At 46.8% G+C, this 12,268-nt stretch carries 6 protein-coding genes; 2 read left to right on the forward strand and 4 right to left on the reverse strand.

Annotation, left to right across the window (positions count from 1 at the left end; all coding sequences use genetic code 11):
• Nucleotides 1–4,349: CHAT domain-containing protein (locus E5S67_RS14340; protein WP_172188258.1), on the forward strand; the 4,349-nt coding region annotated here is incomplete at its 5' end.
• 404 nt (nucleotides 4,350–4,753) lie between these two features.
• On the opposite strand, the gene E5S67_RS14345 is transcribed toward E5S67_RS14340, so the two are convergent.
• From E5S67_RS14345 to E5S67_RS14360, 4 genes are all read right to left on the reverse strand, one after another.
• A complete protein-coding gene (locus E5S67_RS14345) occupies nucleotides 4,754–5,170 on the reverse strand; it encodes a hypothetical protein (protein WP_172188260.1) in 417 nt (138 codons plus the stop codon).
• 337 nt (nucleotides 5,171–5,507) lie between these two features.
• Nucleotides 5,508–7,658 carry an NAD-dependent DNA ligase LigA gene (gene ligA, locus E5S67_RS14350; RefSeq protein WP_172188262.1) on the reverse strand — a complete coding sequence of 717 codons (2,151 nt, stop codon included), beginning with the start codon at nucleotides 7,656–7,658 and terminating at the stop codon, nucleotides 5,508–5,510.
• A gap of 114 nt (nucleotides 7,659–7,772) precedes the next feature.
• Nucleotides 7,773–8,837, reverse strand: coding sequence for a vWA domain-containing protein (locus E5S67_RS14355; protein WP_172188264.1), 1,065 nt, complete (start codon nucleotides 8,835–8,837; stop codon nucleotides 7,773–7,775).
• 137 nt (nucleotides 8,838–8,974) lie between these two features.
• A complete protein-coding gene (locus E5S67_RS14360; protein ID WP_172188266.1) occupies nucleotides 8,975–9,955 on the reverse strand; it encodes an Npun_R2479 family HD domain-containing metalloprotein in 981 nt (326 codons plus the stop codon).
• A 286-nt stretch (nucleotides 9,956–10,241) separates the two neighbouring features.
• Between E5S67_RS14360 and E5S67_RS14365 the strand changes: the two genes are divergently transcribed.
• Entirely contained in the window at nucleotides 10,242–11,987 is a 1,746-nt protein-coding gene (locus E5S67_RS14365) for an alpha/beta hydrolase (RefSeq protein ID WP_172188268.1), read from the forward strand.
• The last annotated feature ends 281 nt before the right edge of the window (nucleotides 11,988–12,268 follow it).

A 12,268-nucleotide genomic window follows, 5' to 3' on the forward strand; every position in this document is an offset into this window, starting at 1 on the left:
CAACTACTGGCGCTCAAACCTACGGAGATGCAGTAACAATTGCCAACAATCCGATTCTCTCCGGCAGCGATATTACTTTCAACGATACTGTAGACGGCAGCAGCGATTTGACGGCGAAGGCGGTTAGCGGTAATGTGACATTCAATGGTGCAATTGGTGCTGCAAGTGCGATCGGCAATTTAACAGCTAACTCTACAGGCACAACTGCATTTAATCAAACAGTCAATGCTGCGAGTTTGACTACAGATATTGGTGGCACAACTCAACTTAATGGCAATGTGACAACCACTGGCGCTCAAACCTACGGAGATGCAGTGACAATTGCTAACAATCCGATTCTCTCCGGCAGCGATATTACTTTTAATAATACTGTAGACGGCACCAGCGATTTGACGGCGAAGGCGGTTAGCGGTAATGTAACATTCAATGGTGCAGTTGGTGCTGCAAGTGCGATCGGCAATTTAACAGCTAACTCTACAGGCACAACTGCATTTAATCAAACAGTCAATGCCGCGAGTTTGACTACAGATGCTGGCGGCAAAACTGAACTAAATGGCAATGTGACAACCACTGGCGCTCAAACCTACGGAGATGCAGTGACAATTGCCAACAATCCGATTATTTCAGGTGACAGCATTACTTTCAATAATACAGTTAACGGCAGCAGCGATTTGACTGTGAAGGCGGCTAGCGGTAATATTACCTTCACAAGTGCGATCGGCGAAACAACTCCTCTCACTAATTTAACTGCCAACAGCAAGATTTCTTTAGGTGGCAATGTCACTACAACCGGCAGTCAAACTTATGCAGATGCTGTCACTGTTGCTAAAAACTCGATTCTTTCAGGCAGCGACATTAATTTCAACAAGACAGTTGACGTAGCTAGCAATCTCGGTATTTCTGCTGACAATGTTAATCTCAAAGGAACTGTAACAACCACCAATGATGGGACGCTCACAATTACCAATAAGGTAAATCTGAATATTGAGAAAAACCTGAATTTAGACGGTGCATTTATTCAAAATGGCGGGGGAACTGTTGCGGTTAGCGGAAATATCACCACAACTAATGATAACATTAGTTTTAGCGACCCGGTGACATTAAAAGCTCCTGTAAATTTTACACTCGGAGATGCAACTATTGCTTTCGGTTCTAGTTTATCAGCAGGTAGTAACCCCCTGACGTTAACGGCAGGTGAAATTAATTTTTCTGGGAATGTTTCGGGTAGTGGCCCGCTAACGCTGCAACCCGCAACAGCAGGACAAAATATTATTGTTGGCGGAACTGATAACAATACTGGCGCTTTAGATTTGACGGCATCGGAAATTAATTTGATTCAAAATGGATTTAGCTCGATCGCGATCGGGCGATCCGATAGCAGCGCCAATATTAGTGTTCCCTACAATCTCACATTTTTAGATCCCGTAAATATTCAAACGGGGACAGGTACGATCGCACTTGATGGCACTATTACCGGCAATGACAACAGCAGCATTGCTCTCAACGCTGCGACAATTAATTTGAATTATGGCATCAATACCAATAAAAATCCGATCGCTCTCAACGGCACAGTCACACTCGGTAACGATATTAATCTCAGTACCAGCGGCGGAGATATTAAGATAACTGGTGCGATAGACGGTAATCATTTGTTGAACTTAGATGCGGCTACAGGCAATGTGCTGGTACAAGGAAATATCGGAGGAACAGCACCACTTTCTGTTTTGAATGTTACGGCAACGCAGGCGGAATTCACGGATAATATTGCGAGCAATTCGGGTTTTAATATTGCTGCGGCGAGCACTAAGTTGGGTGGCAATGTTACTACTAATCAGGGCAATATCAATATTAACGGTATTCTCGGGTTGACGAAAGATGCGAAATTGATTACAGCCGGGGGGAATATTGCCTTTGGAGGTGCGATCGACAGTATTGATGCGGCCCGCAGCCTAAATCTGGATGCCGGTAGCGGCAGCATCACTTTCAACGGTTCAGTGGGTGCCACCAGCAAGTTAGGAAATCTTGCGATCGAAAATGCTGGCAATGTGACAGGAAACTCGACAATTAACGCGCAACAATTGACAGCACTAAACACGGAAAAAGTCAATTTATCGGGAGATGTCACTGCCGGCAAAGTAGATATTACTGCCAAGGGCGATATAAGTGTTAAAAATATTACTACTAATGGCGGAGAAATTCTCTTTACAAGCGGTAACAATTTCACCGCAGGTAATTTTAATACATCGGCAAACAGTGGCGGCAACATAACTGTTAAGGCGATAACTTCAATTACCACCGGACAAATTAACTCTAGCGGTATACTCGGAAATGCCGGCAATGTGTTCTTAGATCCGATCGGCGATATTCAAGTAGAGTTTATCAATGCCCAAGGCGGTACAGGCGGCACCGGTGGCGATGTGACAGCAATAACAGGCAATTTTTTCCGCGCTACGGGTACTTTTTCAACCCCACTGTCGCCGACGGGATTTGCTAGCATTTCTACTGCTGGCGGCGCAGGCGGCGGAAATATCGCAATTACACACGCTGGGGGAGATGGAGGGACGCCGATTCAACCGTTTGTGGTGGGGGATGCTGCTAGCAACGGTACGGCGGGTGCAATTACAACAGGACAATCTACCATTACATCGCAGTCGTTTCCGCGTTCTAGTAGTGTTGGTAATATTGCGTTTTCGACTGATGACGGTATTGACCCGACGCCAACGCCAACTCCGACTCCAGTAGTAACTCCGACTCCGACTCCGAGTGTCACTCCGACTCCGCCGATCGCCAGAGAGCCAATAGAGTTAGTACCAGAATTAACTGCGATCGCTCCTACGGAAATACAAGAGCCCGCACCTGTGACAGCAGCATCCCCCACAGCCATCGATACACCCACACCGCAAGGAGAATCTTCAACCCCTGATTCAGAAGACTTTCAACGCCGCAAAATTCCACCGGTAGACAATCCCGATGCAGCAGCCGATCGAGTTTTAACTATCGATCCAAGTATCACCAGTAAATTACCCAGCGACTTAGTACCACCCTCACCAGCATCAAAACAACCGCAAACAGTCAACCCTACTTCTAATTTAGTTCTGGGATATGTTCCGTCTCCCGATCGACTTTTTGAAGCCAACGACATACAGAACATAGTTTGGGAAATTGAAAAAATGAGGAATCAAGAATTTGGAGAATACCTGGGGGTAAAAGCCATTCTCCCAGAGGAAAAAGTCTTGATTTCGACATTCCAAGAAACCTTACAAAATATCGAACAGCAAACCGGCAAGCGGTCTGGTATTATCTACATAGTCTCGCGAGAAGATCGACTGGAACTAATTTTAGTTCCTCCGGTCGGGCGGCCGATTCACTACAGCGTCCCCGAAGCCAACAGAGCAGCACTTTTCCCCACCGTCCAGGAGTTGCGCGCTGAAATTACCAATCCCGCAAAACGCGCTACTACCAGCTATCTAGCCGCCGCCCAGCAACTATATAAATGGGCGATCGCACCCCTAGAAAAAGACTTAGAAAACTTAGGAATTCAGACTTTGTTACTGTCAGTCGATGCGGGATTGCGAAGCCTGCCCTTTGCCGCTTTGCACGACGGTGAAGGCTTCTTGATGGAAAAATACACTTTCAGCCTAATTCCGAGTTTTAGTTCGACTAACACCGATTATAAAGCTGTTAGAGACGCCACAGTGTTAGCAATGGGAAGGTCAGAATTTGTTGACCAACAGCCCTTGCCCAGTGTGCCGATCGAATTGCAGGCGATTTCGGATCAGTGGCACAGCCCATCTTTCCTCAATTCTACTTTCACTTTAGATAATCTCAACTCGGAACACGCCAAGGGAGGATTTCGGATCGTTCACCTAGCAACTCACGCTGAATTCAAACCGGGAAAACCGAGCAATTCCTACATTCAACTGTGGAATTCCAAATTGCAACTCGATCGCATGGAAAGTTTGAATTGGCGCAATCCGCAGGTAGAGTTGTTAGTATTAAGTGCTTGTAGAACTGCTATGGGCGATCGGGAAGCAGAGTTAGGTTTTGGAGGTTTAGCAGTAAAATCCGGCGCGAAATCTGCTTTAGGGAGTTTGTGGTATGTTGACGATGGAGGCACTTTGGGGCTGATGAGCGAATTTTACCACCAGTTGCGAGGAACCACTACTAAGGCAGAAGCTTTGCAACTGGCTCAACAAGCAATAATGTCCGGTAAAGTACGGCTAGAAAACGGACAGCTAGTAACAACAGGCGACAAGTTAAATTTACCTCCTAATTTACAACAAACAAACCAAAATTTTTCTCATCCTTACTATTGGAGTAGTTTCACCATGATCGGAAGTCCTTGGTAAGCTGCCATTTTTATTTTTCAGTCTCCGCTTCTTAGGGACGAAAGTTTCTCCAGTAGGGGCAATGCTCGCTTGGGAGGGTTGGGGGGGTTACCCCGTGGCTGCCCCAATTTTAACCGCCGAACGATCCAGGGGGTTTGCAACTCTATTTCTGCTTCATCACCACCAAAGTAATATCATCAAAAACCTGCGGATCGCCAATATACTGCCGCACATCATCTATCACAGATTACCTAATGACAATAGCAGGTAAGTCTACTTACCTGCTAATTTACAACAAGAAAAACAAGAGTTTTCCGCTCTTTATTGCTGGACTATTTTCACGGTGAGAGTTTTTTTGTAACTCCCATATTTTAAGTAGCAAATCTGTTCCTTCAACAATCATCTCTAACCCGCAGATGCTCTATCTAGGATCTAGGGCTGTTTTGTCTCGGATTTGGTGCTGCAGTTCCGTAATTGACTCGACAGCCGATATTGAACAAACTCGAACTGCACTCAAGAGGGACAATCTGCTGGTCGAGGAGGGCGCTGCAACTGACATACTCGTCGTTATTAGTATCTCTTACCATACATTCGATCGCGTTAGCTCCCGATCGCGCCGACCAACTCTTCATACCTATCACTGCAATCATATGCTGCCAGTAGAATGCAAATAGCGACACTGCAAACAGTACAGCAACTCCTAATCCTACTTTCAATTTCCAACTATTTAGGACGTTTCCCAAACTATTTTTCACGTTTTCCACCCCAGAAATTGAGCTTTCGGTAGTTGTTTCTGGAGTTGGCAAGTTTGTTTGTGTTTGTTCTGCTGGTATTTCAGACATAATGTATCTCCTCTGATTGCTGGGACTTGGCTAATCTGGCAGTTGCGATCGCTATTGCAAAGTTTATCAAATTTTAGCAAAACTAGCCTGTACCGACAACCGATCCCCGCGGCAGGGCTAGCCAAGTAGGTAGATTGACGAAGTGCGATCGCGCTTTCTATTCCTTTTGACGTATTGCGCAATTCGCGATCGGTTATTTTGCACCTATGGTAATAGAATTGTTGGGGATTTTCTTTGAAAACCGCTGAAATGAATCAGCGCTTTTTTTGCGAACAGCAGAGAGCGCAGAGGGCGCACAGAAAGAGAAAAGAGAGAGATATTGACTTTCACCAATCATTTATGGTGTCGATAGCAGTTCTAATAACTCAGCTTCCGAAAGTAGTTCGATCCCCAAAGATTGAGCCTTTTCCAACTTAGAACCCGCATCTTCTCCCACAACCACATAATCTGTTTTAGCACTCACAGAACTTGTGACTTTACCTCCTGCTTTTTGAATCAAATCTTTAGCTTCATCTCGTTTCAAAGTGGGCAAAGTTCCCGTCAGCACAAAAGTTTTGCCTGCAAGTTGTAAATTTGTGCTGGCTAAATTTTGATTTTTCACTTCTGACTGCAATTGCAAGCCCGCAATTTTCAACCGTGCAATCAAACTCTGATTTGCCGGCACTTGAAACCACTGATAAACAGATTGAGCAATTTCTGGCCCAATACCGTAAACGCCTTCAATAGCTGCGGCTGATGCAGAGGCCAAATCTGTCACATTGGTAAATCTTTCTGTCAGCAATTGAGCATTCACGCTGCCGACATGGCGAATTCCTAAAGCATACAATACCCGCGACCAAGGTTGAGTTTTGGAATTGGCGATCGCACTTACCAACTTTTCTGCTAACTTCTTACCCATCCGTTCCAAACTCATCAATCTTTCCGCAGTCAAATCGTACAAATCCGCCGCAGAATGCACCAGATTGCTATCAACCATCTGCTGCACCAACTTTTCCCCAACACCGTTAATATCCAGAGCATCCCGGCTGCAAAAATGTATCAGCGAACCCCTCAAAATCGCCGGACAAGATGTATTGATGCAGCGAGTAACGGCCTCCCCCTTTTCCCGAACCACAGGCTGTTCGCATTCGGGACAGCAACTAGGCATTTGGAAAAGTTGAGCATTTTGGGGGCGAAGTTCCGGCAAAACTCGCACAACTTCTGGTATAATTTCCCCAGCTTTTCTGACAATTACAGTATCGCCAATGTGCAGGTTCAGATCGGAAAGTCGATCGCTGTTGTGGAGAGAAGCCCGCGAAACCGTCGTCCCCGCCAACTGCACCGGTTTGAGTTCCGCTACAGGGGTCAGAGCCCCGGTTCTCCCTACTTGTACGGTGACAGCTTCTACTATTGTAGGGACTTCGGCAGCGGGATACTTCAGGGCGATCGCCCAACGCGGAAACCTCTGAGTAAAACCCAATTGTCGTTGCAGCAAAACCGAATTAATCTTAACAACAACCCCATCCGTCATGTAAGGCAAATTCCGCCGTTCAGTATCCCAATATTCGTAATACTCCCGAACCTCATCCAAAGAATAGCAAATTTTGCGATTGGGATTCACCTTAAACCCCATTCTTCGCAACAATTCCAACGAATCCCACTGCGTCTTCTCCTCGTTACCCTCATCTAAATGCAGAGTATAAGCAAAGAAATCCAACCTGCGCTTATCCACAATTTTAGAATCCAACTGCCGCAGCGTACCCGCCGCAGCATTGCGAGGATTAGCAAACAATTGTTCCCCTGCTTTTTCCCGTTCGCGATTAATTTCCTCAAACACAGCTAAAGACAAAAAAGCCTCTCCCCGCACTTCCACAAAAGGCGGCGGATTATCTAAATTGAGCTTCAGAGGAATCGAGCGAATAGTTTTGACATTTTGAGTAATTTCCTCTCCCGCAATGCCGTCTCCGCGCGTCGCACCGCGAACTAAAACCCCATTTTCATAGGTTAACGCTAAAGCAGAACCGTCAATTTTTAACTCGCAAACATAGGAAACCCCCCCCAACCCCCCCTTGCTAAGGGGGGGAGTAGTTTCCCTGTTTTTCTTATTACTAAGCCCCGGTGCATTTCCCTCTTGTCCCCCCCCTTGATAAGGGGGGGTTAGGGGGGGTGCATTTCCTTCTTGACCGGGGGTTAGGGATGGTGCTACTCTTTGCCAGCGTTCCTGCCATTTAGCAAATTCCTCAAAATTAAAAGCATTTTCCAAACTGTAGAGAGGAATATTGTGCTTGACGCTAAAAAATTGAGTAGCAGGCTGTTCTCCCACGCGCTGAGTCGGACTTTCCGCAGTAATTAATTCCGGATAATCTGATTCTAAGTCTTGCAACTGGCGATAAAGTCGATCGTACACCTCATCTGGCATAATCGGTGCATCTAGAACATAATAAGCATAGCTAGCTTCCTGTAGCTGCTGCCTCAACTGTTGAATTTGCTGCTGGATTTCGGGTTGCATATTAATTTGAAAGTGTATATTTTTTAACCGCAGACCATAACACACACACAGATAATAGAGATTTTACCCTTATCTGCATCGATCTGCGGTTGTAGTTTGGACATTTAAGATTGATTAACGATCCCAATCTTCAACTTCATAAAGGAAACGAGTTCCCCCCATCAGCTTGCGATTTGCCGAGGTACTTTGCACAAAAACCGCATACTTTTCTAGATTGCTCGGTTTGATGCGAACAGTCTCGCCCATTGGCAAACCCAACATTTCTCGCGCCGCTTCTCCTTCAAACAAATCCCCTGTAGAACGATCCATCAGCACAATTTCTTTCTTACCTTGGATAGTTTCTGTTTTAGTAAATTCATAAAACCCGCGCCCGGTTTTAAACGTCAAACCATTCTCCAGAACAAAAGCTTTAATTGAAATCTCGCTGTCAACGTCTAGAATCTGAAATCTCCCCGGTTTTACGGCCCGCAATTCTGCTGATTCGTAAACAGCAACGCCTTCCCGCTTGAGCATGGTATCAAACATCTTGTTCAATCCGCGACTCATGCGACCTTCACTGACAACTTCTTGTTCGTAAGCTTGTAGTTGTTCGTTAGATGACTGTTGGTAACAAACGGCTAAAAAGAAATCTGTGATGTATGAAAATTGGTCGAGATTGAGGTGAAAACCGCCCGACTTTTCGGCTATTTCTTTGTAAAATAAAGTGGCGTGGTTACGGTTGAGAGCTTGGATGCCGTAAACGGTAATTCCCATCTGTGCTAACTTATCTACTTCCTGACGCCAGTTAAGTTTTTGAGGAGTTTGAGCGGGTGCGTGCGGGATGTCGTCGCCAATTAGTACCAATGTTTTGGAATTAGTTGGAGTCCAAGAAAGTGACTGAGCTTCGTGCAACACTAATTCATAACATTCTGGAGCATCCCCACCGCCAGTTGGCTCTACATTTTCAACAAAATTGCAAATTGTGCCGACATCGCCTGACAAATCGAGGTGTTTAGTTACGTAAGTGCTGTCAGCGTCGCAATAGTCGCCGTGAGCAATAATGCCAATGCGAATGCCAGGAATTTCATCGAGCAGTCTCGTTACCGTCTCTTTAATTTTCCGGCGAACTTGCGTCAAGCAAGGGTACATACTGCCAGTTGTATCAAAGCTAAAAACGACTTCAATATTGTTGGTTGCCATGACCTAACTCTCCTTAACAAACACCGATTTCTTATCTCTATTATAGCTCCAAAAAAGACGAGTCAGCAATTAGGTTTAAAAAAAATATCCTAATTCTGGCTCGCTTGATTTACTTCAGCACAAGGCTGGTTAAATCATCACAAATTCAAGTCGGGAAACTCGGTAAATTTCTTGTTTTCCCCGGACATGGCAGCTTGAAGATTCTCACCATCTTTTTCGCTGTTCAAATTGCCATTAGCGCGGGATTTGATAAATTCTTGAGCGTTCGGCTTGGTGAAAGCGAGCGGTTCAGCGTGTTCTACCTGAAATACGTTGGCGTAGAGGTTGGCAATAATCTGTTTGCCTCCCTGGGTCAATTCCAAGTAGTTCAAAGCTGCTGGAATGTATGGAAAAACACCATTCCAATAAAACTTGGCGTAATTTTGCCGCAAATCTCCCGGAGACTTGTAGCCCAAGATTTTATTAGTGCCGACTTCCTCAAATTCGTAGAACAGAGCACTTATTTTTCGCAGGTAATTGGGATCGCTCAACTGACCGATCAAATCGGCGGCCCTGGCGAGTCCAGAATAATTGTTTCTGTCTTGATGAGTTTCGCTAGCAGGAACTGGGAAGCGCGTCAATTCAATATTGCGCTTGATTTGTTCGGCATCAATTAATGTGTGGCCGCCGAAGCGTTCGTCAATTACGAGTTTTCCTCGATCGACATGATAAGGAGTTAAACTGGCAGAAGTGGCACCTATTGGCACAGAAACCATGCCCCCGTCAATACCCGTAGCGTAGAGTCCCACAGCTTCTTGGTCTTGGCGGCAAACACCTTTCACGTAGCCGATATCGTGGCACAGCAGCGAGATCAGGTAGTGCAGCCAATCTTCCGGCGACACTCCCCCTTCGCGAATATGTTTGCCGCGGAGAATCTCTTGTCCCACCAAAGCCACGAGCATTGTGTGTTCCACATTGTGGTATAGAGCATCGCAGTTAGCGATATTTTCCAGAGCCATAGTCCCTGCCCAGGCGATAATTTCAGGGTAGTCAGGCTTGTACTTGCCGTAGGTGCGACGGTAGCCGGCCTGCAGCTCTTGAACAAAAGCGTCAATCAGGATAGCAGTTGCATTGAACATAATAAATTCTCTCACTCAGGCTGTATTTACAAACTCGATCGAAAATATCTTGCATAGCTGAAAAAATAATCAATGGGCATTCCAGCAGGTTTGACCCCTCGGCGTTGAATTGTAAATTTCAGCTAGTCTTGTCAGGTTAGAAAATTGCTGTTTTGGCTATGCTTCCCACGATAACCTAATTTCCGAAGCATCCGAAGCAACAGAGTGATTTTCCGGCATTAAATATTGACGAAACAATTTACATCGTTTCACCGACTAATTATTAGAAGTCCTAGGTTTGAAACTTATGAACTGTCTGTTTTCGAGTCTCTCCACTGCTGCCCTTCGCACTCGGCGGTCGATCGCCCAAAAATACCTAGGATGGTTTGCATTCACGGCTGTTTGCACCGCCGCACCGGCAATGGGTGCCGAGAGAATTTACATAACTTACGGGCCGCTAGAAGAATCAGTTTCCATCGAATCCCTGGCACTATTCGCCAAAGAAGGCATAATAGACTCAAACTTGGACGGCTTGGCTCATTACGCCGACAAAGCACAGCTAGCTGAGATTCGCAGCGCCCTGCAAGCGAAATCTGAAATCAGCCACGTGACGATCGCCCAATTCCTTTACACGCCTCAAGGAGAAGTGCTGCTGAAGCGCTTGGGCCGAGTAATTCAAACCAAAGCTCGGCAGCCCGGATTTTATGCCATCCGAGCCGCCCTGATTTTAGCAGCCTCAGATCCAGAAGGCCTGACAATTCTCAACGTGCTGCGGAAATTCCCCACTTACGGCATCAGGATTGACATAGCCCGCGGCTTGGCTATCGGGAACGTGCTGACATCCCTGATCAACCGTTCCAATCAGACGATCGCCGGAGTCGCCCAGTTGTCCGAAGCACAAGCAGCCTCTGAACCCGCCATACCGCCCGCCGAAATGCTGCAGCCCCAGCTACCGGGCCCCTATACTTGGAAAAAATCATCGGTAACTGTGACGAGTCCAAATCGCGCTCGCACCTTTGATATGGACATTTACCTGCCGCAGGGCAGCCAGCAACCGGCCCCAGTAGTAGTAATTTCCCACGGTTTAGGTTCCGATCGCACTTCCTTCCAGTATCTAGCAAAACACTTAGCTTCCTACGGCTTTGCCGTCGCCGTCCCCGAACACCCCGGCAGCAACGCCCAACAAATCCAAGACTTAGTAACAGGCAGAGCTAGAGAAGTATCAGAACCAGCAGAATTTGTCAACCGCCCACTCGACATCAAAGACCTTCTGGATTATTTAACCAAACTTTCTACAACCGATCCGACTTACCAAGGGCAGCTCGACTTGCAGCGAGTGGGCGTCATCGGCCAGTCTTTCGGCGGCTATACGGCTTTAGCATTAGCCGGGGCGGGGATTAATTTTGCACAGCTAGACCAAGACTGTCAGCTCGAAAACGAAACTTGGAACCTCTCCCTGCTGTTGCAGTGCCGCGCCCGCAGCCTAGAGCGCAACCAGTACAATTTCGGCGACCCGCGCATCAAAGCTGCGATCGCCATCAACCCGATCGTCAGCAGCATTCTCGGCGAAACAAACCTCAGCAAAATCCAAATCCCAGTCATGGTAATCGCAGGCAGCGCCGATACCGTCGCCCCCGCTTTGCTGGAACAAATTCAACCGTTCACTTGGCTGACATCGCCCAACAAATATCTGGTACTGATGAACAACGGGACTCACTTCTCAACGATCGAGGATTCCCCTCAAAGCCTATTTATACCACCAGCACAGGTCATAGGGCCCGAACCGGCTTTAGCCCGCCGCTACCTCAGCGGACTCAGCCTAGCTTTCATGGAAAGCTATTTGAACAACAAATCCAATTTCCGCCCGTATTTGGAGCCATCCTACGCTTTAAGCATCTCCCGAGACACTCTGGGACTGAGAATTTTGCGATCGCTCACCCCGCAGCAACTCCAGCAATTCAGCAGTGCTCCACCTCCTCGCAGGCCGGTCTCTCCACCTACACTCGCTCCTGTTACTCTACCTTCTCCACCTCCCATTGCTCCCGTTCGTTAGGGTTGAGGTGCGCCGAAGAGCACGCTGGCATATCTTTTCGCGCGGGGGCGATCGACTTTTTCGCCCCGGTCTCCGTTTTCATCAGCTTTCCTAATCGCAGTCATCAGTTAAACTGTCGCTCAACCCCTTTACAAACCTTAACAACACCGTTAATAATAGAAACATCATCCGAACATTGACAACCAAATAAAGCAATCATAAACAAATGACAACAACCTTACAGCAGCGCGAAAGCGCCAACCTGTGGGACCAGTTTTGCAACTGGGTCACCAGCACCGAAA

The sequence above is a fragment of the Microcoleus asticus IPMA8 genome, from assembly GCF_013179805.1.
Taxonomy (GTDB): Bacteria; Cyanobacteriota; Cyanobacteriia; order Cyanobacteriales; family Microcoleaceae; genus Microcoleus; species Microcoleus asticus.

Coding starts and splice junctions, on each gene's coding strand:
- E5S67_RS14355 (WP_172188264.1), bottom strand. CDS start 8,837: ATGGCAACCAACAATATTGAAGTCGTTTTTAGCTTTGATACAACTGGC.
- E5S67_RS14365 (WP_172188268.1), top strand. CDS start 10,242: ATGAACTGTCTGTTTTCGAGTCTCTCCACTGCTGCCCTTCGCACTCGG.
- ligA (WP_172188262.1), bottom strand. CDS start 7,658: ATGCAACCCGAAATCCAGCAGCAAATTCAACAGTTGAGGCAGCAGCTA.
- E5S67_RS14360 (WP_172188266.1), bottom strand. CDS start 9,955: ATGTTCAATGCAACTGCTATCCTGATTGACGCTTTTGTTCAAGAGCTG.
- E5S67_RS14345 (WP_172188260.1), bottom strand. CDS start 5,170: ATGTCTGAAATACCAGCAGAACAAACACAAACAAACTTGCCAACTCCA.